23 protein-coding genes are annotated in these 26,451 nt (G+C 64.8%); 12 read left to right on the top strand and 11 right to left on the bottom strand.

Going from position 1 to position 26,451, the window contains the following annotated elements; all coding sequences use genetic code 11:
- Positions 1-2: 2 nt before the first annotated feature.
- Together IC761_RS04035 and IC761_RS04030 are read right to left on the bottom strand one after the other, a co-directional pair.
- Positions 3-1,352 carry a sensor histidine kinase gene (locus tag IC761_RS04035; RefSeq protein WP_195802012.1) on the bottom strand — a complete coding sequence of 450 codons (1,350 nt, stop codon included), beginning with the start codon at positions 1,350-1,352 and terminating at the stop codon, positions 3-5.
- Positions 1,352-2,074, bottom strand: coding sequence for a response regulator (locus tag IC761_RS04030; RefSeq protein ID WP_195804542.1), 723 nt, complete (start codon positions 2,072-2,074; stop codon positions 1,352-1,354). Before IC761_RS04030 ends, IC761_RS04035 begins: the two co-directional genes overlap by 1 nt.
- Positions 2,075-2,256: 182 nt before the next feature.
- On the opposite strand from IC761_RS04030, the gene IC761_RS36060 reads away from it, so the two are divergent.
- The 3 genes from IC761_RS36060 to IC761_RS04015 all read left to right on the top strand — a co-directional run bounded on the left by IC761_RS36060 (position 2,257) and on the right by IC761_RS04015 (position 3,711).
- Entirely contained in the window at positions 2,257-2,478 is a 222-nt protein-coding gene (locus tag IC761_RS36060) for a hypothetical protein (RefSeq protein WP_195802011.1), read from the top strand.
- Between the two features lie 75 nt (positions 2,479-2,553).
- Complete coding sequence (locus tag IC761_RS04020) at positions 2,554-2,865, top strand: cysteine rich repeat-containing protein (RefSeq protein ID WP_195802010.1); 312 nt, start codon at positions 2,554-2,556, stop codon at positions 2,863-2,865.
- 9 nt (positions 2,866-2,874) lie between these two features.
- Positions 2,875-3,711, top strand: a complete 837-nt coding sequence (locus IC761_RS04015) for a sterol desaturase family protein (RefSeq protein WP_195802009.1) — start codon at positions 2,875-2,877, stop codon at positions 3,709-3,711.
- A 14-nt stretch (positions 3,712-3,725) separates the two neighbouring features.
- Here the strand turns inward: IC761_RS04015 and IC761_RS04010 are convergent, their stop codons facing one another.
- The 4 genes from IC761_RS04010 to IC761_RS03995 form a co-directional block, all read right to left on the bottom strand.
- A complete protein-coding gene (locus IC761_RS04010) occupies positions 3,726-5,225 on the bottom strand; it encodes a phosphomannomutase/phosphoglucomutase (protein WP_195802008.1) in 1,500 nt (499 codons plus the stop codon).
- A 155-nt stretch (positions 5,226-5,380) separates the two neighbouring features.
- Entirely contained in the window at positions 5,381-5,893 is a 513-nt protein-coding gene (locus IC761_RS04005; protein WP_195802007.1) for a TIGR02281 family clan AA aspartic protease, read from the bottom strand.
- 120 nt (positions 5,894-6,013) lie between these two features.
- Positions 6,014-8,488: an ATP-dependent helicase HrpB gene (gene hrpB, locus IC761_RS04000; protein ID WP_195802006.1), complete on the bottom strand. Its 2,475-nt coding sequence runs from the start codon at positions 8,486-8,488 to the stop codon at positions 6,014-6,016.
- 140 nt (positions 8,489-8,628) lie between these two features.
- Positions 8,629-9,945, bottom strand: coding sequence for a UDP-glucose dehydrogenase family protein (locus tag IC761_RS03995; RefSeq protein WP_195802005.1), 1,317 nt, complete (start codon positions 9,943-9,945; stop codon positions 8,629-8,631).
- Positions 9,946-10,136: 191 nt separating this feature from the next.
- Between IC761_RS03995 and IC761_RS03990 the strand changes: the two genes are divergently transcribed.
- Entirely contained in the window at positions 10,137-11,204 is a 1,068-nt protein-coding gene (locus IC761_RS03990; protein ID WP_195802004.1) for an acyltransferase family protein, read from the top strand.
- A 4-nt stretch (positions 11,205-11,208) separates the two neighbouring features.
- Here IC761_RS03990 and IC761_RS03985 read toward each other — a convergent pair whose 3' ends face one another.
- A complete protein-coding gene (locus tag IC761_RS03985) occupies positions 11,209-12,180 on the bottom strand; it encodes a quinone oxidoreductase family protein (RefSeq protein ID WP_195802003.1) in 972 nt (323 codons plus the stop codon).
- Positions 12,181-12,201: 21 nt separating this feature from the next.
- On the opposite strand from IC761_RS03985, the gene IC761_RS03980 reads away from it, so the two are divergent.
- The 3 genes from IC761_RS03980 (at position 12,202) to IC761_RS03970 (ending at position 17,024) form a co-directional block, all read left to right on the top strand.
- Positions 12,202-13,119, top strand: coding sequence for a LysR family transcriptional regulator (locus tag IC761_RS03980; protein ID WP_368367088.1), 918 nt, complete (start codon positions 12,202-12,204; stop codon positions 13,117-13,119).
- Positions 13,120-13,218: 99 nt separating this feature from the next.
- A complete protein-coding gene (polA, locus tag IC761_RS03975) occupies positions 13,219-16,263 on the top strand; it encodes a DNA polymerase I (protein WP_195802001.1) in 3,045 nt (1,014 codons plus the stop codon).
- Between the two features lie 125 nt (positions 16,264-16,388).
- Complete coding sequence (locus IC761_RS03970) at positions 16,389-17,024, top strand: LysE family translocator (RefSeq protein WP_195802000.1); 636 nt, start codon at positions 16,389-16,391, stop codon at positions 17,022-17,024.
- 49 nt (positions 17,025-17,073) lie between these two features.
- Here IC761_RS03970 and IC761_RS03965 read toward each other — a convergent pair whose 3' ends face one another.
- Positions 17,074-17,700, bottom strand: a complete 627-nt coding sequence (locus IC761_RS03965; RefSeq protein ID WP_195801999.1) for a glutathione S-transferase family protein — start codon at positions 17,698-17,700, stop codon at positions 17,074-17,076.
- Positions 17,701-17,880: 180 nt separating this feature from the next.
- On the opposite strand from IC761_RS03965, the gene pyrE reads away from it, so the two are divergent.
- Both pyrE and IC761_RS03955 read left to right on the top strand, forming a co-directional pair.
- Positions 17,881-18,444 carry an orotate phosphoribosyltransferase gene (gene pyrE, locus IC761_RS03960; RefSeq protein ID WP_195801998.1) on the top strand — a complete coding sequence of 188 codons (564 nt, stop codon included), beginning with the start codon at positions 17,881-17,883 and terminating at the stop codon, positions 18,442-18,444.
- Positions 18,445-18,603: 159 nt separating this feature from the next.
- A complete protein-coding gene (locus tag IC761_RS03955; protein WP_195801997.1) occupies positions 18,604-19,374 on the top strand; it encodes a DUF2865 domain-containing protein in 771 nt (256 codons plus the stop codon).
- Between the two features lie 117 nt (positions 19,375-19,491).
- Here IC761_RS03955 and IC761_RS03950 read toward each other — a convergent pair whose 3' ends face one another.
- Positions 19,492-19,923: a hypothetical protein gene (locus IC761_RS03950; RefSeq protein WP_195801996.1), complete on the bottom strand. Its 432-nt coding sequence runs from the start codon at positions 19,921-19,923 to the stop codon at positions 19,492-19,494.
- A 182-nt stretch (positions 19,924-20,105) separates the two neighbouring features.
- Here IC761_RS03950 and IC761_RS03945 point away from each other — a divergent pair, with 182 nt between their 5' ends.
- Positions 20,106-20,399 carry a GIY-YIG nuclease family protein gene (locus tag IC761_RS03945; RefSeq protein ID WP_195801995.1) on the top strand — a complete coding sequence of 98 codons (294 nt, stop codon included), beginning with the start codon at positions 20,106-20,108 and terminating at the stop codon, positions 20,397-20,399.
- Between the two features lie 63 nt (positions 20,400-20,462).
- Here IC761_RS03945 and IC761_RS03940 read toward each other — a convergent pair whose 3' ends face one another.
- Positions 20,463-20,693 carry a hypothetical protein gene (locus IC761_RS03940; protein ID WP_195801994.1) on the bottom strand — a complete coding sequence of 77 codons (231 nt, stop codon included), beginning with the start codon at positions 20,691-20,693 and terminating at the stop codon, positions 20,463-20,465.
- A gap of 208 nt (positions 20,694-20,901) precedes the next feature.
- Between IC761_RS03940 and IC761_RS03935 the strand changes: the two genes are divergently transcribed.
- Together IC761_RS03935 and IC761_RS03930 are read left to right on the top strand one after the other, a co-directional pair.
- On the top strand, positions 20,902-23,427 hold the full coding sequence (locus IC761_RS03935) for a glycogen/starch/alpha-glucan phosphorylase (protein ID WP_195801993.1): 2,526 nt from the start codon (positions 20,902-20,904) through the stop codon (positions 23,425-23,427).
- 121 nt (positions 23,428-23,548) lie between these two features.
- A complete protein-coding gene (locus IC761_RS03930; RefSeq protein WP_195801992.1) occupies positions 23,549-24,364 on the top strand; it encodes an acyl-CoA thioesterase in 816 nt (271 codons plus the stop codon).
- A 219-nt stretch (positions 24,365-24,583) separates the two neighbouring features.
- On the opposite strand, the gene IC761_RS03925 is transcribed toward IC761_RS03930, so the two are convergent.
- Complete coding sequence (locus tag IC761_RS03925) at positions 24,584-26,200, bottom strand: phosphoenolpyruvate carboxykinase (RefSeq protein ID WP_195801991.1); 1,617 nt, start codon at positions 26,198-26,200, stop codon at positions 24,584-24,586.
- Positions 26,201-26,451 lie beyond the last annotated feature (251 nt).

Raw genomic sequence — 26,451 nt, 5'->3', positions numbered from 1 at the left:
GCTCAACCCGGCCGAAACACCGGCAGCGCGATAGTCACCCGCGTGCCACCGCTCGAGGCCGCGGCAATTTCGATCGTGCCGCCGTGGGCCTCCACCAGGCTGCGCACCACGGCGAGGCCAAGACCGGCACCGCCCGTCCCGCGGTTGCGCGACTTCTCCAGCCGGTGGAACGGCTCCAGCACGGTCTGCCGCTGATCGGCGGGAATGCCCGCCCCCTCGTCGTCGATCGACACGACGACCGCACCATCCTTCCACGCCGTCCGCACATGCGCCGCATGGCCATAGGCGAGCGCGTTGTCGATGATGTTGGCAAGGATCCGCCGCAGCGCCAGCCGGTCGCCGAGCACGATCGCGTCGCGGGCGCGCTCGTCGGTGACCAGATCGACCGGGGCGCCCTGGGCGCGGCGATCGTGCACCTCGGCGGAGATCAGCGCGGCAAGCTCGACCATTTCCTGCGACAGGCCGCCGGCGCCCGCCCGTGTCGACAACAGCGCGTCGTCGAGCAGGCGGATCATGTCGTCGATATCGGCAACCGCCCGCTGCCGCTCGGCATCGTCGGGGATGTGCTCGACGCGCAGCCGCAGCCTCGTGGCAAACGTCCTGACATCATGGGCGATGCCGCCGACCAAGGTCATGCGCGCACGCAGCATCTCGGCAAGCCGGCCCTGCAAACGGTTGAATGCAGCGATGACGGCGCGGATCTCCGGCGCGCTGCGCTTTGCGTCCGGCAGCGGCGGCGGATCGGCCGACAGGTCGACGCGATCGACGGCTGCTGCGAGCCGCGCCAGCGGCCGCGTCTCGCGCTGCATGACCAGCAACGCCAGCAGCGCCACGATCGATCCGAACAGCCCTGCGCCAAAGCCGACGGGCAGGCCGAGCGGCGTCACCGGCAGACGGGTATAGGCATCGATGATCAAGAGCTCGCCGCTGCGCAGGCCGATGCGGAATTCGATCGCGTTGGCCATCAACCGCGCGATGCGTGGAAACAGGTGCGCGACCCGATGATCGGGCGGCGACACGATCTCGACGGAGCGCCCTGCAAGACCGGCCGCATAGGTCTCGCGCAATTGTTGCTGCTGCTCCGGCGTCTCGCCGCCGACGGGTGCGGCCGACGGCATGATCCGCACCATGAATTGCGGCGATGACACTGCGTCCAGCACCAACTGCCGCGAGCCGGCGGCCGTGCGCTCGAGCAAGGTCGCCAGCGCATCGAGGCGCTCCGGCGTGGGCCGCGTCAGCGCGTTCTCGTGCACCGTGGTGCGGTAGAAGATCGCCACCACGACGGTGACCACCACCGAGAATCCGATCAGGCCGATCAGGGCCAGCCGCGCGGCCAGCGTCACCCGCAGCATCACGAGACCTGCTTGACGGCAGCGGTGAACAGATAGCCGCCATTGCGCACCGTCGTGATCAGATTGGAGCCGGGGCTCGCGCCGTCGAGCTTCTTGCGCAGCCGCGAGATCAGCATGTCGACCGTGCGATCGAACGGTTCGGCCGATCGCCCGCGCGTCCAGTCGAGGATCTGGTCGCGGGTCAGCACCCGGCGCGGCCGCTGCACGAAGCAGCCGAGCAGGTCGAACTCGGCGCTGGTCAATTGCAGCGCTGATATCTCGGCCTCGACCGTCTCGACGCTGCGGGCATCGAGATCGATCACGAAGCGATCGAACGTGAAGCGGCGCACCAGGGGCTTTGCCGGCGTGCCGTTGGCGCGGCGCAAGATGGCGCGCACCCGCGCCAACAGCTCGCGAGGGCCGAACGGCTTTGCGAGATAGTCATCGGCGCCCATTTCGAGCCCGACGACGCGATCGATCTCGTCGCTCTTGGCGGTGAGCATCAGGATCGGGATGGAATCATCCGTGCGCAAGCGGCGGCAGATCGACAACCCGTCCTCGCCCGGCAGCATCAGGTCGAGGATCACGAGATCCGGCCGCAGGCGCTGGAGCATCGCGTCCATCGCCTTGCCATCGCCGACGCAGGCAACCTCGAACCCCTCGCGCCGCATGAAATCGGCGACGAGGCGACTGATCTCGGGATCGTCCTCCACCATCAGAATCGTGGCTGCCTGCGCGTTCATCGCCGCATTGTGGCCGACCGCGCGCGCCACGCAAGGGCGCAAGGCCCGTTGTTACACAGTGTTACACGCGTCCGACAAACCCATAACAATCGTTTCTTCCCGGCGATGTGGCCGAGATGCCGCGGCCTCAGTCTCCTCGCATGGCTTCCGCACATGGCAGCCCCCACAAGGAGACGACGATCATGACCAAGTTCTTCCTCACCTCCCTCGTCATCGGCGCCCTTTCGGTTGCCGCTGCCGCCGACGCCAATGCCTGGACGCGCTCGGCGACCGGCTCCGGTCCGCGCGGCACCTCCAGCGTCACCGCGACCGGCAGCTGCGCCAATGGAAGCTGCACGCGCAACGTCACCCGCACCGGCCCGGCCGGCAACACCTACACCCGCACCGGCTCGATCTCGCGCTGAGCTGGGCCGAGCCGTCGTCGCGCTGGCCCCACGCGGCGGCGGCTTGTTCCTCGAACGTCCAACAAGGAGAACGACATGTCCAACATCGCAAATTTCGCTTCACCGATGCGCGTCGCCATCGCAGCCGTGCTGATGGCCGCGACCGTCACGCCCGGTCTCGCGCAGGCTCAAGTGCCCGCCGATATGCGCAGCGAAGCGATGATCCTGCTGCGGGCCTGCAGCGCCGACTATGACCGCCTGTGCAGTAACGTCACGCCGGGCGGCGGACGCATCCTCGCCTGCCTCAAATCCCATCCCGACCAGCTCAGCGCCGCCTGCGCGCAAGTGATGCCGCGGGCGCAGACGCTGCGGGATCGCGCCATCACCGCAGGCGTGGTGCCGAAATAGGAGGGTACCGTGGGTTACGCTTCACTCCTGCTCGATCCGATGCTCCGGCGTATGATCCTCGCGACCGCAATCGGCCTTATGTTGCTCGAATACGGCATCGGCCGGCTCGCCCATCACGAGACGCATGACTGGCGCGAGAGCGCTGCGTCATTCGGCGTCGCGCTGGGGCAGAACCTGCTGCGTGCGCTCGAAGCCGGCATTCTCGCCGTGCCGTTCGCGTTCTTGTACCAACACCGCCTGTTCGACTTTTCGCAGACCGAGCCGCTCACGCTCGCCGGATTGTTCCTCGGCAGCGAGTTTCTCTACTACTGGCAGCACCGCGCCTCGCACCGCATTCGCTGGATGTGGGCGACCCATGCGGTGCATCACTCGACGACGCGGCTGAACCTGACGGCGGCGATAAGGCTCGGCTGGACCGGCAACATCTCCGGCAATTTTCTCTTCTTCCTGCCGCTCGCGCTGATCGGTTTCCATCCCCTCGCGATCGTCGCAATGCTCGGGATCAACCTGTTCTACCAGTTCTTCATCCACAGCGAGTTCGCGCCGAAACTCGGCGTGCTCGAATGGGTGCTCAATACGCCGAGCCATCATCGCGTGCATCATGCCTGCAACGAACCGTGCCTCGACAAGAACTACGGCGGAGTCCTGATCGTGTTCGATCGCCTGTTCGGCACCTTTGCCGAACGTCCCGGAGAGCCGCTTCGCTTCGGCCTCATCGGCGGCACGCCGTCCTTCAATCCGATCCGGATCGCACTCGGCGAATGGATCGCGATGTTCGAGGATGCCTGGAAGGCGCGGGGAACAGGCGCGAAGCTCCGCGCGCTGTTCGGGCCGCCGGGTGGCTGAGCGCTCGCCAGCGCTCAGATCTTCTGATTGTACTCGCCGACTTCTGGATGCGTGCGCAGCACGCTGTTCACCATCTCGAACATGTCGTGCATGCGCTGCTCGGACACCGGGCTCTCGACCACGACGACGAGCTCGGGCTTGTTGGAGGAGGCGCGCACCAGGCCCCAGCTGCCGTCCTCGACCGTGACGCGGACGCCGTTGACGGTGACGAGATCGCGGATCGATTGCCCCCCGATCTTGGCGCCCTTCTTCTCGAGCGCCTCGAAGTGTTTCACAACGGCGTCGATGACGCCGTATTTCACTTCATCGGCGCAATGCGGCGACATCGTCGGCGACGACCAGGTTTTCGGCAGCGCGTTCTTCAGATCGGCCATCGACTTGCCAGGCGCGCGGTCGAGCATGTCGCAGATCGCAATCGCTGACACCAGACCGTCGTCGTAACCGCGTCCATACGGCTTGTTGAAGAAGAAATGGCCCGACTTCTCGAAGCCCGCGAGCGCGCCGGTCTCGTTGGTGCGGCGCTTCATGTAGGAATGGCCGGTCTTCCAATAGGCGGTCTTGGCGCCCTGCTTCTGGAGCACGGGATCGGTGATGAACAGGCCGGTCGATTTCACGTCGACGATGAACTGCGCGTCCTTGTGGATCGCCGACATGTCGCGCGCCAGCATCACGCCGACCTTGTCGGCAAAGATCTCTTCGCCGGTGTTGTCGACGACGCCGCAGCGATCGCCGTCACCGTCGAAGCCCAAGCCCACATCGGCCTTGTGATGCAGCACCGCGTCGCGGATCGCATGCAGCATCTCCATGTCTTCCGGATTCGGATTGTATTTCGGGAAGGTGTGGTCGAGCTCGGTGTCGAGCGGGATCACCTCGCAGCCGATCGCCTCCAGCACCTGCGGCGCGAAGGCGCCCGCGGTACCGTTGCCGCAGGCCGCGACGACCTTGAGCTTGCGCTTCAGCTTCGGACGGTTGGTGAGATCGGCGATGTAGCGCGCCGGATAATTCTCGTGGAACTGGTAGGAGCCGCCGACCTTGTTCTTGAACTCGGCGTTGAGCACGATCTCCTTTAAACGCGTCATCTCGTCGGGGCCAAAGGTCAGCGGACGGTTGGCTCCCATCTTCACGCCGGTCCAGCCATTATCGTTGTGCGAGGCCGTGACCATGGCGACGCAGGGCACGTCGAGATCGAACTGCGCGAAATAGGCCATCGGCGTCACCGCAAGGCCGATGTCGTGCACCTTGCAGCCCGCCGCCATCAGGCCCGAGATCAGCGCGTATTTGATCGAGGCCGAATAACCGCGAAAATCGTGGCCGGTGACGATCTCTTGGCTGACGCCGAGCTCGGCGATCAGCGCACCCAGCCCCATGCCGAGCGCCTGCACGCCCATCAGGTTGATCTCCTTCTGGAACAACCACCGCGCGTCGTATTCGCGGAAACCCGTGGGCTTCACCATCGGCTCGGATTCGAAGGCGTAGGTGTTGGGCAGCAACACGGATTTCGGCTTTGGGAACATTGAGACGGTCTCGTGAAAAAAGCAGGAATTGGCAGCCTTAGCGAATGCCGGGCCGCAGCGGAAGGCGGGATGGGAGGCTTATGGCCGATAATTGCGGCAGTTTGGTAACGGGGAAACCTTACCGGCCGCGAGCATCCGGAAACAATCGGCCCGGACTACTGCTCCAGCACCATCTGGCCGTTGGCGTACTCAAAGCGCTTCAGGCGGGACAGGAAGGAGAGACCGAGCAGGTTTTCCGACAGTGCCTCGTCCGGCAGAACCATGGCATCGACGTCGCGCACGATGATGCCGCCGACATCGAGCATGGCGATGCGGGCGCGGGCGGCCTTGATGGTGCCGTTGGCGGTGGTGACGGTCGCATTGTATTCGCTGCGCGAGGGGCGGAGGCCGAAGCGTGCGGCCGACGTCTCGTTGAGCGCAACCACGGAGGCGCCGGTGTCGACCATGAAGCCGATGCGCTGGCCGTCGACACGGCCCTCGGTCTGGAAATGACCGCGGCCATCGCGGGGAATGCTGAGGCTGCGGCCGCCGACCGGAGCTGTCGGCGCGACCGCGGCATTCGCGCGCGGCGCTGAGGTGGCCGAGGCGGAGCTCATCTTGTCTGCCATCTGCGCCATGAAGGTGCCGAGCCCGATCATGATGGCCGCGAAGATCATTATGTTACGCATGACACCACCTGGACCCGAAAGCACGATTTCACCACGCCGCCTGCCCTGCCGCGAGCGGAGTTGCGGCCGGGCCGGTGCCATTTTGGCGAATAGGATGAGCGAACGGTTAATGCGGTGGGCTCAGGTGCCGCGCGGCTTGGCCCGGCGGGTCGGCAGCGCGCTCGCCGGATCGTCCGGCCAGGGATGGCGCGGGTAGCGGCCGCGCAGGTCGGAGCGGACGGCCGCGTAGCTGCCGCGCCAGAAACCGGGAAGATCGCGCGTCACCTGCACCGGACGCTGCGCCGGCGACAGCAGCTCCAGCACCAGCGGCACCTTGCCGGCCGCGATCGATGGATGGGTGTTGAGCCCGAACAATTCCTGGAGCCGCACCGCGATGGTCGGCCCCTGCTCGGCCTCATAGTCGATCGCGAGCGCGCTACCGGTCGGCGCCTCGAAGTGCGTCGGCGCTTCGCGATCGAGCCGCGCGCGCATCTCCCACGGCAATAGCGCCATCAGCGCGTCGGAGAGATCGCCGGCCGAGATATCCTTCAGCGCAATCTTGTCGTAGAGCGCCGGCACCAGCCAGTCGTCGCGCCGCGCGATCAATCCGCCGTCCGAAAGGTCGGGCCAGCTGTCGCCTTCGGCCTTGCGCAGGAACATCACGCGGTCGCGCCATTGTTTTGCGGTCTTCGACCAGGGCAGACGGTCGAGGCCTGCGGCAATGAGACCGTCGGCGAGGATACGTGCGGTGTCCTCCGAGGGCGACACCGCAAGTGTGGCCTCGGAGAGCGTGATCGCATGCAGCGTGCGCTTGCGCCGCGCACGCAGCGACATCGCACCGCGGTCGAAGGAAATCTCGTCGACCGCCTCGATATGCTCGGCAAAATGCCGCTCGATGTCGTCCTCGCCGAGCGGCGCGGCGAGCAGGATACGCCCGCTTGCCGCCGTTCCCGTCATCTCGCCGATCGCGATATAGGGCGCACGGGCGAGCGACGAGGTCTGCTCCACCGCGGCGCCTCGGCCGTTGGCGAGCACAAAGCTGCCATTGCCGCGATTGCGCGCGACTCGGTCCGGGAAGGCATAAGCGAGCATCAGGCCGGTCGAGAGATCTTCCTGCGGCCCTGCTTTCTCGGACGCCGCCACCTGTGACGCCCAACGGCGCACCAGGTCGCGCGCGCTCGCGGCCCGCGGCGAACGGTCGCGGCGGAACTGGTCACGCCTGTGCTCGAGATCGGCGCTGTCGCCGCCGAGCCCGCGCTCGGTGAGGATGGCAGCGATCTCGGCGGCGTCCTCGCCCGCGCCGGCGCGATGCGAATCCACGATCATGCGCGCCAGCCGCGGCGGCAGCGCCAACGCGCGCAGGCTCTTGCCTTCCGCCGTGATGCGGCCGTCGCCATCGAGCGCGTTGAGCTCGGACAGCAGGCTTTTGGCTTCCTTCCAGGCCGGCTGCGGCGGCGGATCGAGGAACGACAGCGCTGCGGGATCAGCCACACCCCATTGCGCGAGATCGAGCACAAGCGACGACAGATCGGCGCTGAGAATCTCCGGCTGGGTGTAAGGCGCGAGCGAGGCCGTCTGCGGCTCGTCCCAGAGCCGGTAGCAGACACCGGGCTCGGTGCGTCCGGCGCGGCCACGGCGCTGGTCCACCGCCGCGCGCGCGGCACGCACCGTCTCGAGACGGGTCAGGCCAATGTCGGGCTCATAGCGCGGTACGCGGGCGAGACCGGAATCGACCACGATGCGGACGCCTTCGATGGTCAGCGAGGTCTCCGCGATCGATGTCGCCAGCACCACTTTTCGCGTGCCCTTCGGGGCCGGCGCGATGGCGCGGTCCTGCACGGCGGCATCGAGCGCACCGAACAGCGGCACGATTTCGATACTGGCATCCTGCACGCGCTCAACGAGGAAATTCTGAGTTCGGCGGATTTCGGCCGCGCCCGGCAGGAACGCCAGCACCGAGCCGCTGTCGACGCGCAGCGCGGAGGCGATTGCATCCGCCATCTGCCGCTCGATTGGCGCATCCGCCTTGCGACCGAGATAGCGCGTCTCGACGGGAAACGCGCGGCCCTCGCTCTCGACGACAGGCGCCTCGCCGAGCAGCTTTGCGACGCGGGCACCGTCGAGCGTGGCCGACATCACGAGAATGCGGAGGTCCTCGCGCAGACCCGTTTGCGCGTCACGCGCCAGCGCAAGGCCGAGATCGGCATCGAGCGAGCGCTCGTGGAATTCGTCGAACAGGATCGCGGCAATGCCGGAGAGCTCGGGATCGTCGAGGATCTGGCGGGTGAAGATGCCCTCGGTCACCACCTCGATGCGCGTTGTGCGCGAAATTTTTGAACCAAAGCGAACGCGGTAGCCGACGGTTTCGCCGGCGCGCTCGCCGAGCGACTTTGCCATACGGTCGGCGCTGGCGCGGGCCGCGATGCGCCGCGGCTCCAGCACGATGATCTTCTTGCCCCTGGCCCAGGGTGCGTCCAAAAGCGCGAGTGGCACGCGCGTGGTCTTGCCGGCCCCGGGCGGCGCCACCAGCACGGCGGCGTTGCGCGCCTCCAGCGTGCGCGACAAATCGTCGAGCACGGCATCGATCGGAAGGGGCGTGTCGAAGCTGCGGGGCAAGAGGCTCGGTCCGTCACCGCCCGCCTTGTGCGCAAGGCACACCAGGCAAGCGATCCAGTCAATTCAGATCCCGGCCATTCCGAAGATCTCGTCGTACTGGATACCCCGTCTGCGCGGGGTATGACAACAATGTGTCGCTATCAGCCCCGCACCGGTGGCCGCCCGACGCTCTCGTAGGTGAAGCCGGCGGCCGCCATGTCCTGCGGGTTGAAGATATTGCGGAGGTCGACGACGACGGGCTGGGCCATGGTCGCTTTCAGCCGGTCGAGATCAAGGCCGCGGAACTGCGTCCACTCAGTGACGACGACGACTGCATCGGCTCCTTCAGCGCAGGCATAGGCGTCCTCGCAATAGGTGATGTTCGGCAGCTCGGTTTTCGCCTGCTCCATGCCGACGGGATCGAAGGCCTTGACCTTCGCGCCCATGTCGAGGAGGCCGGTGACCAGCGGGATCGACGGCGCATCGCGCATGTCGTCGGTGTCGGGCTTGAAGGTGAGGCCCAGCACCGCGATGGTCTTGCCGCGCAGCGAGCCGCCGAGCGCCTGGCTGACCTTGCGCGCCATCGCGCGCTTGCGGTTCTCGTTGACGGCGAGCACGGATTCGACGATGCGCAAGGAGACGTCGTAATCCTGCGCGATCTTGATCAGCGCCTTGGTGTCCTTCGGGAAGCAGGAGCCGCCGAAGCCGGGACCGGCGTGCAGGAACTTGGTGCCGATGCGGTTGTCCAGGCCAATGCCGCGGGCGACCTCCTGGACGTTGGCGCCGACCTTTTCGGAAAGGTCCGCGATCTCGTTGATGAAGGTGATCTTGGTCGCCAGGAACGCATTCGCGGCGTATTTGATCATCTCGGCGGTGCGGCGTGCGGTGAACATCAGCGGCGCCTGGTTCAGCGACAGCGGGCGGTAGATGTCGCCCATCACCTTGCGGCCGCGTTCGTCGTCGGTGCCGACCACGACGCGGTCGGGGAACTTGAAGTCGCGGATCGCCGCGCCTTCGCGCAGGAATTCAGGGTTCGAGGCGACGACCACGTCGGCCTTGGGATTGGTCTCGCGCATGATGCGCTCGACCTCGTCGCCGGTGCCGACCGGCACGGTCGATTTGGTCACCACGACGGTGAAGCCTTGCAGCGACTGTGCGATCTCCTTCGCGGCGGCGTAGACGTAGGAGAGATCGGCATGACCATCGCCACGGCGGGAGGGCGTACCGACCGCGATGAACACGGCGTCGGCGTCGGCCACCGGCTTCGACAGGTCGGTGGTGAAGCTCAGACGCTTGGCTTTGACGTTGTTTGCGACCAGCTCGTCGAGGCCCGGCTCATAGATCGGAATCTCACCGCGATGAAGGGCTGCAATCTTCCTGTCGTCCTTATCGACGCAGATGACGTCGTGGCCGAAATCGGCAAAGCAGGCTCCGGACACCAGTCCCACGTAACCCGTACCGATCATCGTGATGCGCATGAAAGTCCCTGTTTCTCTTGGTTAACGAAACCCCAACCGGGGCGGTTTAGCATTTTCCCGTGGGGAAGGAAGGGCCCGCGTTCGCAAACCGGCACGCGATTTGTACCGGTAAAGAACTCGGAAACCGTAAAGCGCGACACTGCCCCGGCCCCGGACAAGACCGGGCGGAACGCGCCTCGAAAAGGGACACCATGGCACCATCAGGCACAATCGCGAGCGGGGGGCTTCCCAACGCCACCGCAGCCGCGCGTGTCGACTGGGTCGACTACGCCAAGGGCATCTGCATCGTCATGGTGGTGATGATGCATTCGGTGCTGGGGGTCGAACTCGCCGCCGGCGAGACCGGTTTCATGCATGTCCTGGTGGCCTTTGCAAAGCCGTTTCGGATGCCGGACTTTTTCCTGATTTCGGGCCTGTTCCTGCCACTGGTGATCGACCGGGATTGGCGGACCTATCTCGATCGCAAGGTGGTGCATTTCGCTTATTTTTATGTCGTTTGGGTGACAATCCAGTTCGGTTTCAAGGCTCCCGCCTTCGCGGCCGAAACCAGCTGGCGCGACGCTGGCGTGCTCTATCTCGAATCCTTCATCGAGCCGTTCGGCACGCTCTGGTTCATCTATCTCCTGCCGTTTTTCTTCGTCGTCACAAAAATGACACGGCGAATCCCCCCGCTTGCGATCTGGATCGTCGCGGCTGCACTGGAGTCGGCGCGCATCGCGACCGGCTGGACCGCGATCGACGAATTCTGCGCGCGTTTCGTCTATTTCTATTCGGGCTATCTGTTCGCGCCTTACGTGTTCGCGCTGGCGGACCGCGCCTGCAATCATCCGGCGCCGGCGTTGATGGCGCTAGCGGCCTGGGCGCTGATCAATGCGAGCGTGGTCACGCTCGGCGCCAGCGAATGGAAGATCGTCTCTCTTGTGCTCGGCTTCGCCGGCGCCTGCGCCATCATCACCATGGGCACGCTGCTGGCACGCGCGCGACGGTTCAATGTCCTGCGCTTCTTCGGCGAGCATTCGATCGTGATCTATCTCGCCTTCTTCCTGCCGATGGCAGCGACACGCACACTGCTCCTGCACACCGGAATCATCACCGACATCGGCGCGGTATCGCTGATCGTCACCATCGTCGGCCTACTCGGATCGCTCGCGATCTGGCAGGGCGCGCTACGGCTGCGCGCCGACTTCCTGTTCGAGCGGCCCGATGCATTGTGGATCGCGCCGAAGAAGGCTGCGGCCGTGTTGCAGGCGGCGGAATAGCCGCTCAAGGTCGCAGATACAAGGCTCCTGTCGTACGCCCGGCTTCCAGGTCAGCTTGAGCCTGCGCTGCGTCCCGCAGGCTGTAGGCCTTGCCGGTCACCCGGAGCACGCCGTCGGCCATCGCAGCAAGCACCCGCTCCGCGGAACAGCGATATGCATCGGCATCGTTCATGTGGGCCATGACGCTCGGCCGCGCCAACATCAGGCTGCGCCGTGGCCCGAGATCGTTGACGTCGAGAAGCGGGATCGGCCCGGCTGACTGGCCGATGCTCGCCACCACGCCGAATGGTCGCACGCAGCCGAGCGTCTTTTGCAAGGTCGTCGCGCCGACGCCGTCGTAGGCGACATCGACGCCTCGCCCGGCGGTGAAGTCGGCGACGGCGGCCGCAAAATCAGCGCCACGCCCGACGATTACATGACGCGCGCCGGCAGCACGGGCGGTTTCGACCTTCGCCGGCGAACCGACAGCGCCGATCACGACCGCCCCGAGCGCACTGGCCCAGCGCGCCAACAACTGCCCGAGCCCGCCCGCGGCGCTGTGAACGAGAATAGTCGTCCCGCGACCGACGGGGAAAACGCGAGTGAGCAGCATGTCGGCCGTAATGCCTTTGACGAATGCCGACGCAACGACCTCATCCGGCAAGTTCGCGGGAATCCTCACGCAACGCCAGGCCGGCAAATTGCGTTCGGACGCATAAGCGCCGACCGGTGCCCCCGCATAAGCGACGCGGTCCCCGACATCGAGGCCGCTCACATCAGCGCCCAGTTGCGCGACGATGCCCACCGCCTCAACGCCGGGAATCCGCTCGGGCGGGAGCGCGTAGAGACCCATGCGCTGATAGATGTCGATGAAATTGACGCCAATCGCGGTCTGTCGCAGCCGGACTTCGCCGCTAGCCGGCGGTGGCAGTTCGGCGCTCGCCAGTTCGAGCTGCTCCGCACCGCCGGGCGCCTTCAACCTCACGATTACCGCCATATCGAGTTTCTCCTGTCGACGATGGAAGAACTATGGATCGGTCCGAAAATCTGCGAAACTGCTCATAATCGAGATCTTGCTGTGAGAAATCGCACAATGGACTGGACCGATCTGCAACATTTCCTGGCGCTCGCGCGTGAGGGCAGCCTGTCGGCCGCGGCCAGGAGTCTCGGCGTCGACCATGTGACCGTGGCCCGCCGCGTCGCCGCCCTGGAAACTGTCATGTCGCTGAAGCTCGTGGACCGCAGGCCGCGCAGCTATGAGCTCACCGAGGACGGCAAGCGCATCGCCAAGATCGGGGCTCCAATGGTGGAGACGGCATTTGCGGTGGAGCGCGCCGCGCAAGCCTCAAAATCCGAGATCGGCGGCGAGATCACGATCAGCGCGCCACCGTCGCTCGCCAATCTCCTGATCGCGCCGAAGCTGATAGGGCTGCGGCAAAAACATCCTGGCATCACAATCAAGCTAATCGGCGAGAAGCGCACAGCCTCGATCAATCGCCGCGAAGCCGATCTGGCGCTTCGCTTGTCGCGCCCAATGGAGCCGGGGCTGATCGCCCGCAAGATCGGCTATTTCGAGTTCGCCCTCTACGGCTCGCCCGACTATCTGAAGACGACGCCTCCGCATGCCTTCGCCTTCGTCGCCTACGATTCCAGCATGGATGACGTTCCCCAACAGCGATGGCTGAGGCGCTTCGCCGGCACGCGTGAGATCGTGCTTCGCACCAACGATCTTGAGAACCAGGCCGCAGCCGCCAGGACCGGAATTGGGCTCGCGGCCCTGCCGAGATTCCTTGGCGAGGCCGACCCGCGGCTGGAGCGCCATGACATCGGCGGGCGCCCGGTTGGCCGTGAGGTCTGGCTGGTTCTCCATCGCGACCTGCGCCGCACGCCCGCGGTGCGCGCAGTGGCGAGTTTCATTGAAGGCTGCCTGACCTGACTTCGCAGCTATGCCGATGCCACGATTTGCCTGTGCGAGACGTCAAAATTGCCGCCAGTCGAGGCTGTCTTTTGCCGCAAAAATTCATACATTGCGGCCATGCCAAAAACCTCCCCGAAGACCTCCGCCAAAGCCGACACCAAACCCGCGGCGACAGCTGCTGCCAAACCGGTTGCCGCGAAGGCGCTCGGCAAGGGCGACCACATCTTCCTGGTCGATGGTTCCGGCTACATCTTTCGCGCCTATCACGCGCTGCCGCCGCTGAACCGAAAATCCGACGGCTTGCAGGTCAATGCCGTGCTTGGCTTCTGCAACATGCTGTGGAAGCTGTTGCGCGACATGCCCCCCGACAATCGGCCGACGCATCTGGCGATCGTGTTCGACAAGTCGGAAGTGACGTTCCGCAACAAGATCTATCCCGAATACAAGGCGCACCGGCCGCCGGCGCCGGACGATCTGATCCCGCAATTCGCGTTGATCCGCGAAGCCGTGCGCGCCTTCGACCTGCCCTGCCTGGAGCAGGGCGGTTTTGAAGCCGACGATCTGATCGCGACCTATGTGCGGGAGGCCTGCGAGCGCGGCGCGACCGCGACCATCGTCTCCTCCGACAAGGACCTGATGCAGCTCGTGACCGACTGCGTCACCATGTACGACACCATGAAGGATCGCCGCATCGGCATCCCCGAGGTGATCGAGAAGTTCGGCGTGCCACCGGAGAAGGTGGTCGAGGTGCAGGCGCTCGCCGGCGATTCCACCGACAACGTGCCGGGCGTGCCAGGCATCGGCATCAAGACCGCGGCGCAATTGATCGTCGAATATGGCGACCTCGAGCAGTTGCTGTTCCGGGCCGGCGAGATCAAGCAGCCCAAGCGCCGCGAGGCGCTGATCGAGAATGCGGAAAAGGCTCGTATCTCGCGGCAGCTCGTGCTGCTCGACGACAAGGTCAAGCTGGAGGTGCCGCTCGACGACCTCGCGGTCCACGAGCCCGATGCACGCAAGCTGATCGCCTTCCTGAAGGCGATGGAGTTTTCCACGCTGACGCGCCGCGTCGCCGATTATTCGCAGATTGACCCTGCCAACGTCGATGCCGACGTTACGAACAGCAGCGAGGCGCGCGGCGGGGCCGCCGACAGTGCGGCCAAGACAACATCCTCTAATGCTTCGGGCGATCTCTTCGCCAGCCCTCCGGCAACCGCGAAGGGTGGCGACAAGGGTGACAAGGGCGCCAGCCTCAAGGGCGCGCCGATCTCGCTCGCGGCCGCGCGCGAGGAAGCGCTGCGCAAGCTTCCAGTCGACCGCAGCAAATATCAAACGATCAAATCGATCGTCGAGCTCAACACCTTCATCGCGCGCGTTCATGATGCCGGCCAGGTCGCGATTGAAATCCGCGCCAACTCCATCGATCCGATGCAGGCCGATCTCTGTGGCATCGCGCTGGCGCTGGCGCCGAACGATGCCTGCTACGTACCGCTCGCGCACAAGCAATCCGGCGGCGGCGGCGGCCTGTTCGACGCCGGCCTAGCGCCAGATCAGGTCAAGCACGCCGACGCGATCGAATCGCTGCGGCCGGTGCTGGAATCGGCGGGTATCCTCAAGATCGGCTTCGACGTCAAATTCACCGCCGTCATGCTGGCGCAGCACGGCATCACGCTGCGCAACACCGATGATACCCAACTGATCTCCTATGTGCTCGATGCCGGCCGCGGTTCGCACGGCATGGAATCTTTGGCCGAGCGCTGGTTTGGGCACGCCGTTCTGAGCGATAGCGATGTGCTTGGCAGCGGCAAGAACAAACTCAGCTTCGATCAAGTCCCCATCAACAAGGCGACCGAGACGTCGGCCGAAGACGCAGACATGGCGTTGCGGCTCTGGCGCGTGCTCAAGCCGCGCCTCGTCGCCGAGCACATGACCACGGTCTATGAAACTCTCGAACGTCCACTGGTCTCCGTGCTCGCGCGCATGGAGCGGCGCGGCATCTCAATCGATCGCCAGGTCCTGTCGCGTCTCTCCGGCGACTTCGCCCAGACTGCGGCGCGCGTCGAGGCCGAGATCCAGGAGATCGCGGGCGAGCCCGTCAATGTCGGCAGCCCAAAACAGATCGGCGACATCCTGTTCGGCAAGATGGGCCTCTCCGGCGGCACCAAGACCAAGACCGGTGCATGGTCGACCACCGCGCAGGTGCTCGACGAGCTCGCCGAGCAGGGCCACGATTTTCCGCGGAAGATTCTGGAGTGGCGCCAGGTCTCGAAATTGAAATCGACCTACACCGACGCGCTGCCGACCTACGTCAATCCACAGACCCATCGCGTGCACACGACCTACGCGCTGGCGGCGACCACCACGGGCCGGCTGTCGTCGAACGAGCCGAATTTGCAGAACATTCCCGTGCGCACCGAGGACGGCCGCAAGATCCGCCGCGCCTTCATCGCGACACCCGGGCACAAGCTCGTCTCGGCCGACTATTCGCAGATCGAGCTGCGGTTGCTCGCGGAGATCGCCGACATCCCGGTCCTGAAGCAGGCCTTCAAGGACGGGCTCGATATTCACGCCATGACGGCGTCGGAAATGTTCGGCGTGCCGATCGACGGCATGCCGAGCGAGATCCGCCGCCGTGCGAAAGCGATCAATTTCGGCATCATCTACGGCATCTCGGCGTTCGGCCTCGCCAACCAGCTCGGCATCGCGCGCGAGGAAGCCTCCGCCTACATCAAGAAATATTTCGAGCGGTTTCCAGGCATCCGCGCCTACATGGACGAGACCCGCGACTTCTGCCGAAGCCACGGCTATGTCACCACGCTGTTCGGCCGCAAGTGCCACTATCCCGACATCAAGGCGCCGAACGCCTCGGTGCGCGCGTTCAACGAACGCGCCGCGATCAACGCGCGACTTCAGGGCACCGCCGCCGACATCATCCGCCGCGCCATGACACGGGTGGAGGATGCGCTCGCCACGAAAAAACTCTCGGCGCAGATGCTGCTGCAGGTGCATGACGAGCTGATCTTCGAGGTGCCCGACGCGGAGGTCGCAGCGACGCTGCCCGTGGTCCAGCACGTGATGCAGGACGCACCGTTCCCGGCGGTAGACCTGTCGGTGCCGCTGCACGTCGACGCGCGCGCGGCGACAAACTGGGACGAGGCGCACTAGACCCACAGTGTCGTCCCGGCCTTCGTCGGGACGACACTGAAGCTCAATTGTCCTCCGAGCAATTGCGCAATGGCCTCGCGTCTCCGCACGCATTAGAACCGTCGCATCCCCGCACCGGTTCACCCATGCCCCACACCTCTGCCCTGCTAGGCTTCGCCCTCGTCTCTGTCGGCATCGTGCTCACGCCCGGGCCGAACATGATCTATGTTATCTCGCGCTCGATCACGCAGGGGCCGGCGGCCGGCATCGTCTCGCTCGGCGGCGTGGCGCTGGGATTCGTGTTCTATATGCTCTGTGCGGCGTTCGGTATCACCGCGCTGCTGCTCGCCATTCCCTTTGCCTATGACGCGCTCCGCTTTGCCGGCGCAGGCTATCTCTTGTGGCTCGCCTGGCAGGCGGTGAAGCCGGGCGGGCGCTCGCCGTTCCAGGTGAAGAAGCTCGCGATCGACGGTCCGCGTAAATTGTTCGCGATGGGCTTTGTCACCAATCTGCTCAATCCGAAGATCGCGATGCTCTATCTCGCGCTGCTGCCGCAATTCCTCGATCCCACCGCCGGCAGCGTGCTGGTGCAGTCGCTGGTACTCGGCGCGATCCAGATCGCGATCAGCATCAGCGTCAATGCGGTGGTCGCGCTTGCGGCAGGATCGATCGCGCTGTTCCTGGCGAGCCGGCCGAGCTGGATGCTGGTGCAGCGCTGGCTGATGGGCACGGTGCTGGCCGGGCTAGCGGTCAGGATGGCGGTGGAAGCGCGGAAGGTGTGAGGCTGCTGACCCTCCCCTGGAGGGCCCTCCAGGGGAGGGTCAGCAAAACTCAATCCAGCTTCGCCTCCATCCCCCGCTTCACCGCCGGGCGCGCCATCAGGGCCTCGTACCAACGCTTCACGTTCGGAAAATCGGCCAAATCCACCTTGTGGCGGGGATGGCGCCAGGCCCAACCCAGAATGGCGAAATCGGCGACCGAGAGATCGCCGGCGACGAAATCGCGTCCATCCAGCCGACGATCCAGCACGCCATAGAGCCGGCGCGTCTCGGCCATGTAGCGCTTCAACCCGTAGGCGCGGTCCTGCTCGTTCTCGAGCGCGATGAAATGGTGCACCTGGCCGGGCATCGGCCCGAAGCCGCCCATCTGCCACATCAGCCATTCATAAACGGGGATGCGTCCGGAAAGCGGCTTCGGCAGGAATTTGCCGGTCTTTTCGCCGAGATAGAGCAAGATCGCACCGGACTCGAAGATGCTGACGGGCTTGCCGTCCGGTCCCTCGGGGTCGACGATCGCGGGGATTTTGTTGTTCGGGGAGAGCTTGAGGAACTCAGCTGCCATCTGCTCGCCCTTGGTGATGTTCACCGGGACCACCTTGTAGGGCAGCCCCATCTCCTCCAGCGCGACCGAGATTTTGCGGCCGTTCGGCGTGTTCCAGGTGTGCAGCTCGATGGTCATTGCCTGTTTCCTTCCCCTTTTGTCTGGCATCCCACTACTCCAGGACATTGCGGCCTTACAACCGGCGGTCCAGCATGGATGCCCTGTTGACGGTGGTTTTGCGGGCCCCGCCCCCTCTTTCATGTCGCGGCCGTCGCGGATAAATTCCGCCACCTTCAAGAACGCTCCCGAGGGACCGCCGTGTCGAAATCCGCCTCCCGCGCCCGCCTGTTCGAAATCATCCGCCGGCGCTCCTTTGGTCGCGGCGAGGTGACGCTCGCGTCGGGCCGCAAGAGCGATTTCTACTTCAACCTCAAGCCGACCATGCTGGACCCCGAGGGCGCGACGCTGCTCGCCGAGCTCACCTATGAGACGCTGAAAGACGACGAGCTCGATTTCATCGGCGGGCTCGAGATGGGCGCCGTGCCACTGGCGGGAGCGCTGGCGCAGATCTCCTGGATCAAGGGCCATCCGATCGCGGCGTTCTTCGTGCGCAAGAAGCCGAAGGAGCATGGCGCCAAGCTCGCGATCGAAGGTTTGCCAAAAGGCGAGACGCTTCAGGGCAAGCGCGTGGTGATCGTCGAGGACGTCACCACCACCGGCGGCTCGGCGATGAAGGCGGTGGAATCCGTGCGCGAGACCGGCGCCGAGGTGGTGCTGGTGCTCACCATGGTCGACCGCGAGGAAGGCGCCGACGACACGTTCGGCGCGGCCGGCCTGCCGTTCCGCTCGCTCTACAAGGCGTCGGAATTCTTGAAGGCGTAAAAGGGCACCACGGCCCCTCGCCGCTCAACCGCTCATTTACCATCCGCCGCTATGGTGAATCATGTGCTGAGACCTCGTCGGTCCCGGCCGGTTCAGTAGCGTCGGGTGGAGTAAGCGTTGCGTACAGAGTTGTCCCATGCGCGCCGGCGGCGTCGCGCGATGCTTGTGGCCGCCATCCTTGCAAGCCCGTTGCTCGCAACCCCAGCCCCGGTTTCAGCCGAGGGTCTGTTCGACTTCTTCTTCGGTGGCGGGCAGCAGCAACGGCCGCAGCGCGAAGTGCCGCAGGCGAGCTCCTACGCCGACCCCTTCACCGGCCAGCAGAATGCCGCGACCCCGCAATATGTGCCGCCGACGCGCTCGGCCGCGGCCGGCGGCTCCGGCCCGGCGTTCTGCGTGCGCAGCTGCGACGGAAAATATTTTCCGTTGATGCGCGGCCTGGCCTCGCCGGCGCAGATGTGTCAGGCCTTCTGCCCTGCCAGCACGACAAAGGTGTTTTTCGGCCCCTCGATCGACGGCGCTTATTCGCAGACCGGCGAACGCTACGCCGATAGCGAGAACGCCTTCGCCTATCGCAAGGCGCTGCGTGCCGACTGTACCTGCAACGGCCGCGAGCCGGCAGGCCTCGCGCCGGTCGATCTCGCGCTCGACTCGTCGCTGAAGGCTGGCGACGTCATCGCCACCACCGACGGCCTCGTCGCCTATACCGGTGTCCGCCTCGGCATGGACCAGACCGCGGAGTTCACCCCGGTCGCTTCCTATCCCGGCCTCACCGCACAGGTTCGCGCCCGGCTCGGCGAGATGAAGGTGGCCCCGGTGCGCGCCGAGACGGTCGCGGCAGATGCGCCGGCGGCTGAGATCGTGCGTGAGAAGCTGCCGGATGTGACCGTGCCGAAGACGCCGAAGTCGGCGAAGCGGGCGGGGCTGGATTAAGGCCCCACTTCAAACCACACCGTCATTGCGAGCGACGCGAAGCAATCCAGACTGCCTCTCCGGACAGACTCTGGATCGCTTCGTCGTTACGCTCCTCGCAATGACGGAGGCTGTTGCCTACCGCCCGATAATCACCCCGATCACGTTCGGCGCCGCCAGATATTTCTCCTCGATGGCCGCGCGCGCGGCGGCGCGGTTGTCCGGCGTCAAGAGGCCGCGCTTCTCGGCCAAGATCATCCAGCAAAAGCCCCACCAGTCGGTCAGCATGCCCGCCTCGTCGACGAGGTCATAACCACGCTCGGCCGCGAAGATGCGCGCTTGCGCTTCGTCCAGCGTGTCGAGGAAGAGATGGTCCTCGGCCGAGAACAGATCGTCGCTGATGTCATCGATGGTGTAGCCCCAGATCGACTGGCACACCGCGTTGAACTCGCGGTCGAACTGGTCGTCGTCGACGGCATAGCGCCGCGCGGCCTGATGCAGACGCGACAGCGACCGGGCGAAGTCTGCGATCCGGGTGAGGGCAAATTGATCGAAGGCAATGGTGGACATGTAGTCCTCGCAACGTCTGACAGACGCTAGATATTGTATCGGCACCGCGCCGAATCACAATGATATATCAAAGACTTGCTAAAGTGTTCTTAATTTGTTCTGATGCCTCCTTGTAGTCGTCCCGGCGAAGGCCGGGACCCATAACCACCACCGTCAGACGTTTCGGAAATGGGTGCCCAGCAATGAATGCACCAGCCGCGTACTACGTCTACATTCTCGCGAGCCGCCGCTACGGCACGCTGTACATCGGAGTCTGCAACGACATCAGCAACCGATTGGCGCTGCATCGCTCCGGACGCGGCTCGAAATTCGTCAAGAAGTATGGCGTGACGCGGTTAGTCTACGTCGAGACGTATGCGTCGCCGTACGAAGCAATCGCACGCGAGAAAGCTCTGAAGGAATGGCAACGTGATTGGAAGATTCGCTTGATCGAGCAAGAAAATCCGGATTGGCGCGATCTCTCGCATCTTCTCTGACAGCGGTGGTTATGGCTCCCGGCCTTCGCCGGGACGACACCGGTTTCGCGGCTGGCTAATCCATCAATTCGCCGCCGACATCAACCTGTCCCCGCATGCGCTCGCGTAAAACTTGCCGCCGCATTGGCGCCTGATGGCGGTGCAGCGCGCGGCGGGGGATGCATTTTGCGGGAGCGAAATGGCGCAGCTGAGGCCATCGGCGCTGCGGCCCTTGCCGGCGGCAACGGCGGCGCTCGAGGTGGCGATGCAGACGACGATCAGGGCTGCGGCGGCGATCTCGATCAGCAGTCTCATGGGGGCGTCTCCTCCATACTGAAGGCTGAATCTGCGCCCAGCCTAGCACCAAATCCGCAGCTCTCCGTGCGCTTCCGGGTTCCCAAACCGGCCCGTTCCTTGCATAATTTTACGCCAGCGCAGTGCACGGCCGCGCCAGTGATGGTTCCGGTGTTGGGGCAAGTTGCGTAGGGTTAAGTGGTGTTCTCGCGACCAGGAAGTGACGGCCTTGCAAGATCAATCGTTCGAGCCAAATTTCCCGGCCCCCGGTCAGCCCATCGACGAGCTTGCGCTGGCGGAGATCAAGGGTGCGATCCTGGCGAAGCTGCGCCTTGCCATCGGCAAGGACGCCGGCATGGCGACCAAGCACGACTGGTATCAGGCCGCAGCCCTCGCGTTGCGCGACCGCATCGTGCACCGCTGGCTCAGCGCCGAGAAGCGCAGCTACGACGCAGGCCGCAAGCGCGTCTATTATCTCTCGCTCGAATTCCTGATCGGCCGTCTCTTCACCGACGCGCTCAACAACATGGGGCTCTTGAAGATCTTCGAGGTCGCGCTCGGCGATCTCGGCGTCTCGCTGCCCGAGCTGCGCAAATGCGAGCCGGATGCCGCGCTCGGCAATGGTGGCCTCGGGCGCCTTGCCGCCTGCTTCATGGAGAGCATGGCGACGCTGTCGATCCCCGCGATCGGCTACGGCATCCGCTATGACTACGGCCTGTTCCGCCAGATCATCAATCAGGGCTGGCAGCAGGAATATCCGGACGAATGGCTCGGCTTCGGCAATCCCTGGGAATTGCAGCGGCCGGAAGTGATCTACGACGTCAATTTCGGCGGCGGCGTCGAGCATGTCGACGACAAGGGCCGAGACCGCGCGATCTGGCATCCGGGCGAGACCGTGCAGGCAATCGCCTATGACACACCGATCGTCGGCTGGCGCGGCCATCACGTCAACGCATTGCGGCTGTGGTCGGCGCGCTCGCCGGATCCGTTGAAGCTCGACGCCTTCAACAAGGGCGACTATGTCAGCGCCAGCGCCGAGCAATCGCGCGCCGAAGCGATCTGCAAATTCCTCTATCCGAACGACGAAAGCCCGGCGGGCCGCGAGCTGCGGCTGCGCCAGGAATATTTCTTCGTCTCGGCCTCGCTCCAGGATCTCATCAAGCGGCATCTGTCGTCCGACGGCCAGTTGCGCAGCCTGTCGAGCAAGGTCGCAGTGCAGCTCAACGACACGCATCCAAGTCTCGCCGTCACCGAGCTGATGCGCATCCTCGTCGATCTCCACAATTTCCGCTGGGACGAGGCCTGGAAGATCACGGTCGCGACACTGTCCTACACCAACCACACGCTCCTGCCCGAAGCGCTCGAGACCTGGCCGGTCGAGCTGTTCGAGCGACTGTTGCCGCGGCATCTCGAGATCATCTACCGCATCAACGTCCAGCATCTCGCGCTTGCCGAGGCGCGCGCGCCCGGCGATATCGACTTCCGCGCCTCGGTCTCGCTGATCGACGAGAAGAGCGGTCGCCGCGTGCGCATGGGCCAGCTCGCCTTCGTCGGCTCGCACCGCATCAACGGCGTCTCGGCGATGCATTCGGACCTGATGCGCGAGACCGTATTCCACGATCTCAACCATCTCTATCCCGGCCGCATCACCAACAAGACCAACGGCATCACCTTCCGCCGCTGGCTGATGCTGGCGAACCCGAAGCTGACCGATTTGTTGCGCGAGACCTGCGGCGAGGCCGTGCTCGACGATCCGACGCAGCTGTCGCTGATCGAGGCGCGCGCCAGCGACGTCGAGTTCCAGAAGAAATTCCGCGCCGTCAAGCTTCACAACAAGGCGGCGCTGGCGCGCCTGATCGGCGAGCGGCTCGGCATCAAGGTCGATCCGAGCGCGCTGTTCGACGTGCAGATCAAGCGCATCCACGAATACAAGCGCCAGCTGCTCAACATCATCGAGACGGTCGCGCTGTACCAGTCGATCAAGGACGAGCCCAACGCGAACTGGGTGCCGCGGGTCAAGATTTTCGCCGGCAAGGCGGCGGCGAGCTACAAATACGCCAAGCTGATCATCAAGTTGATCAACGACGTCGCCGAGGTCGTCAACAACGATCCGGCGATCGGCGGCAAGTTGAAGGTCGCCTTCCTGCCCGACTACAATGTCAGTCTCGCGGAAGTCATCATTCCCGCGGCCGATCTGTCCGAGCAGATCTCGACCGCCGGCATGGAGGCTTCCGGCACCGGCAACATGAAGCTGGCGCTGAACGGCGCCATCACCATCGGCACACTCGACGGCGCCAATATCGAGATCCGAGACCATGTCGGCGTGGAGAACATCGCGATCTTCGGCATGGAAGCCGGCGACGTGATGATCCGGCGCAAGCAGGGGCTCGACGCCTCCGACGTGATCCGCAAATCGCCAAAGCTCCAGCGCGCCATCAATGCGATCGGCGCCGGCGAATTCTCGCCCGGCGAACCCGGACGGTTCGAATCCATCGCGCATGCGCTACGCTATCTCGACCATTACATGGTCAGCGCCGACTTCGATTCCTATTACGAAGCGCAGCGCTCTGTCGACGCACGCTGGCAGGTGGCACCGGCCTGGACGCGCGCCTCCATCCTCAACGTCGCGCGCATGGCGTGGTTCTCCTCCGATCGCACCATCCGCGAATATGCCGAGGAGATCTGGAACGTGCCGGTCAATCCGATCACGCCGCCGTTCCAGGAGGCCGAGGACCTGCGCGACGCGGCGAGCTGATTTTCCGTAGCGTGGACTTCCATTATCTGCGACGTCATTGAACAAGACGGCGGCGGCTGTCATATGATGAGCGTCAGCTCACCGCTCGCGACGACGCTGGGGTCGGCACCGAGGACCACCAATGCACGCCAAGCTCCCGCACCCCTTCGACGACACTACCCGCATCACCGCGGGTGACAGCAGCTGGCAGGGGCACACCAGCGACGATTACTGGGCCTTTGTCGGCCCGTTCGGCGGCGCTACGGCCGCGACCATCCTGCGCGCGCTGATCGACCATCCACAATGCGCCGGCGATCCGCTGGCTCTGACCGTCAATTACTGCGCGCCGATCGCCAAGGGACCGTTTGACCTGGATGTGCGGCTTGTGAAGGCCAACCGCTCCAGCCAGCACTGGAGCGTCGAGCTGTCGCAAGGCGGCGGCGAGGTCGCAACACTCGCCACCGCCGTGTTCGCCGAGCGCCGGCCGTCCTGGGAGCACAGGGTAGCTCAATATCCGGGCGCAAAGCCCTTCGAGGAGACGCTGCCGTTCCCGAAGATCCAGGCGGCCTGGGCCAACCAGTATGAATTCCGCTTCGTCGAGGGCGAGATGCGGATCGGCCCGCCACAGGCCGAGCTTGCCAGCACCTATTCGAAGATCTGGATCAGCGATCGCGAGCCGCGCAAGCTCGACATGCTGTCGCTGATGTCGATGTCGGACGCCTTCTTCGGCCGCATCTTTCACGTGCGACGCGAGCTGGTGCCGTTCGGCACGGTGTCGCTGACGACCTATTTCCACACCGACGCTGAAGAGCTCGCGGCCGAAGACATCACCCGCGTGCTGGCGACGGCGGATTCGAAGATCATGCACAAGAGCTACGCCGATCAGAACGCCGAACTGTGGTCGCCGAACGGAAGGCTGCTCGCGACGAGCACGCAGATCGCTTATTTCAAGGCGTAGTTGCTCTTCCCCTCTCCCCTTGCGGGAGAGGGTGGCTCGTCGCGAAGCGACGAGACGGGTGAGGGGTTCTCTCCGCGAACGCTTCTCTTGCAGTTGAAGGCGCGGAGAGAACCCCTCATCCGGCGCTTCGCGCCACCTTCTCCCACAAGGGGAGAAGGAAGAACACACAAACAAAAAGAGCGGCCTTTCGGCCGCACTTTTGCATTGAAGATAGAGTGCTCACTCCGCCGCGAGCTTCACGTCCGGAGCGGCCGCACGCACCTCTGCATCCACCTGGGCTTCGAACTTGGCAAAGTTCTTCTGGAACATGCCGACCAGCGCACGCGCGGTCTTGTCGAACTCGTCCTTGTCCTTCCAGGTGTTGACTGGGTTGAGGATCTCGCTCGGCACGCCGGGCAGCGCGGTCGGGACCGCGAAGCCGAAATATTTGTCGGTGCGGAATTCGACGTTGCGAAGCGAGCCGTCGAGCGCGGCGGTGAGCAGCGCGCGCGTCACCTTGATCGGCATGCGCGAGCCCGTGCCATACTTGCCGCCGGTCCAGCCGGTGTTGACCAGCCAGCAGTCGACGTTGTGCTGGGCGATCAGGTCGCGCAGCATGTTGCCGTAGACGCTGGGATCGAGCGGCAGGAAGGGCGAGCCGAAGCAGGTCGAAAATTCCGGCTGCGGCTCGTTGCCGAGACCGCGCTCGGTGCCCGCGACCTTGGCGGTGTAACCGGAGAGGAAGTGATACATCGCCTGCGCGGGCGAGAGCTTTGCGATCGGCGGCAGCACGCCGAACGCGTCGGCGGCGAGCATCACCACGTTCTTGGGCTGCGGCGCGCGGCCGGTGCGCGAGGCGTTCGGGATGAAATCGAGCGGATAGGCCGAACGCGTGTTCTCGGTCTTGGAGCCGTCGTCGAAATCCACCACGCGGGTGTCCTCGTCGAGCACGCAGTTCTCGAGCACCGCGCCGAAGCGGGTCGAGGCGGCGAAGATCTCGGGCTCGGCTTCCTGCGAGAGCTTGATGCACTTGGCGTAGCAGCCGCCCTCGAAATTGAAGATGCCGTTCGGGCCCCAGCCGTGCTCGTCGTCACCGATCAGCGTGCGGTTGGGGTCGGCCGACAGCGTGGTCTTGCCGGTGCCGGACAGGCCGAAGAAGATCGCGGCATCGCCCTTGGCGCCGACATTGGCCGAGCAGTGCATCGGCATCACGCCGCGCTCGGGCAGATAATAGTTCAGCGTGGTGAAGACCGACTTCTTCATCTCGCCGGCATAATAGGAGCCGCCGATCAGCACGATCTTGCGGGCGAAGTCGATCGCGACGACGTTCTCCGACTTGCAGCCATGGCGCTTCGGATCGGCGCGGAAGCTCGGCATGTCGATGATGGTGAGCTCCGGCGTGAAGCTCGACAGCTCGACCGCCTCGGGGCGGATCAGCAGCGTGCGGATGAACAGCGAGTGCCAGGCGAGCTCGGTGAAGACCCGGGTCTTGATCCGGTAGGCCGGGTCGGCGCCGCCGTAGAGGTCCTGTGCGAACAGGCTGTTGCCTTCGGCGTGCTTGAGGAAATCCTGGTAGAGCGTCTCGAACTGCTCTGCGGTGATCGACTGGTTGCCGGCCCACCACATCTTCTTGTCGGTGGTGGCGTCACGCACCGTGAACTTGTCCTTCGGGCTGCGGCCGGTGAACTCGCCGGTGTCGGCGCAGAGCGCGCCGTCGGCAGACAGCACCGCCTCGCCGGCCGCGAGCGAATATTGATAGAGCTGTGGTGCGCCGAGGTTCCAATGAACCTGCTTGAGATTCTTTAAGCCGAATTTGTCGGCGCCAAAGGCACCGTTGCGCACGCCCGTCTCTTGCACGAAGAATCCTCCTAGAACCCGCGATACTCAGCACTACCAAGCTTGGTTGCCATCGCAGCCACCGTGAATAATAGGCCGACCGGCCTCGGTTGGACGACCTAATATCGGTGAACGCTGGCGTTGCCAAGCTGATCCCTTGGGATTTGGTTTATTCAAGGACCGCGCCAAACGTCGCGCATGTCTGCCCTGAGCAGGTGTATCAAAGAATTTCGAATGATCGCGCAACCAAACGCTTGATTCAGCGTTGTCCG

Origin of the sequence: Bradyrhizobium commune, from assembly GCF_015624505.1 — a bacterium.
Classification (GTDB): domain Bacteria; phylum Pseudomonadota; class Alphaproteobacteria; order Rhizobiales; family Xanthobacteraceae; genus Bradyrhizobium; species Bradyrhizobium commune.
Note: the sequence above shows the minus strand (reverse complement) of the source record. Positions and strands in the feature narration are given on the sequence as shown.

What these genes read in the sequence shown, in the direction of transcription:
- IC761_RS04035 (WP_195802012.1), bottom strand. Translation starts at nt 1,352, where the DNA reads ATGCTGCGGGTGACGCTGGCCGCGCGGCTGGCCCTGATCGGCCTGATC.
- IC761_RS04030 (WP_195804542.1), bottom strand. Translation starts at nt 2,074, where the DNA reads ATGAACGCGCAGGCAGCCACGATTCTGATGGTGGAGGACGATCCCGAG.
- IC761_RS36060 (WP_195802011.1), top strand. Translation starts at nt 2,257, where the DNA reads ATGACCAAGTTCTTCCTCACCTCCCTCGTCATCGGCGCCCTTTCGGTT.
- IC761_RS04020 (WP_195802010.1), top strand. Translation starts at nt 2,554, where the DNA reads ATGTCCAACATCGCAAATTTCGCTTCACCGATGCGCGTCGCCATCGCA.
- IC761_RS04010 (WP_195802008.1), bottom strand. Translation starts at nt 5,225, where the DNA reads ATGTTCCCAAAGCCGAAATCCGTGTTGCTGCCCAACACCTACGCCTTC.
- IC761_RS04005 (WP_195802007.1), bottom strand. Translation starts at nt 5,893, where the DNA reads ATGCGTAACATAATGATCTTCGCGGCCATCATGATCGGGCTCGGCACC.
- IC761_RS03995 (WP_195802005.1), bottom strand. Translation starts at nt 9,945, where the DNA reads ATGCGCATCACGATGATCGGTACGGGTTACGTGGGACTGGTGTCCGGA.
- IC761_RS03990 (WP_195802004.1), top strand. Translation starts at nt 10,137, where the DNA reads ATGGCACCATCAGGCACAATCGCGAGCGGGGGGCTTCCCAACGCCACC.
- IC761_RS03985 (WP_195802003.1), bottom strand. Translation starts at nt 12,180, where the DNA reads ATGGCGGTAATCGTGAGGTTGAAGGCGCCCGGCGGTGCGGAGCAGCTC.
- IC761_RS03980 (WP_368367088.1), top strand. Translation starts at nt 12,202, where the DNA reads ATGGAAGAACTATGGATCGGTCCGAAAATCTGCGAAACTGCTCATAAT.
- polA (WP_195802001.1), top strand. Translation starts at nt 13,219, where the DNA reads ATGCCAAAAACCTCCCCGAAGACCTCCGCCAAAGCCGACACCAAACCC.
- IC761_RS03970 (WP_195802000.1), top strand. Translation starts at nt 16,389, where the DNA reads ATGCCCCACACCTCTGCCCTGCTAGGCTTCGCCCTCGTCTCTGTCGGC.
- IC761_RS03965 (WP_195801999.1), bottom strand. Translation starts at nt 17,700, where the DNA reads ATGACCATCGAGCTGCACACCTGGAACACGCCGAACGGCCGCAAAATC.
- IC761_RS03955 (WP_195801997.1), top strand. Translation starts at nt 18,604, where the DNA reads ATGCTTGTGGCCGCCATCCTTGCAAGCCCGTTGCTCGCAACCCCAGCC.
- IC761_RS03950 (WP_195801996.1), bottom strand. Translation starts at nt 19,923, where the DNA reads ATGTCCACCATTGCCTTCGATCAATTTGCCCTCACCCGGATCGCAGAC.
- IC761_RS03945 (WP_195801995.1), top strand. Translation starts at nt 20,106, where the DNA reads ATGAATGCACCAGCCGCGTACTACGTCTACATTCTCGCGAGCCGCCGC.
- IC761_RS03940 (WP_195801994.1), bottom strand. Translation starts at nt 20,693, where the DNA reads ATGAGACTGCTGATCGAGATCGCCGCCGCAGCCCTGATCGTCGTCTGC.
- IC761_RS03930 (WP_195801992.1), top strand. Translation starts at nt 23,549, where the DNA reads ATGCACGCCAAGCTCCCGCACCCCTTCGACGACACTACCCGCATCACC.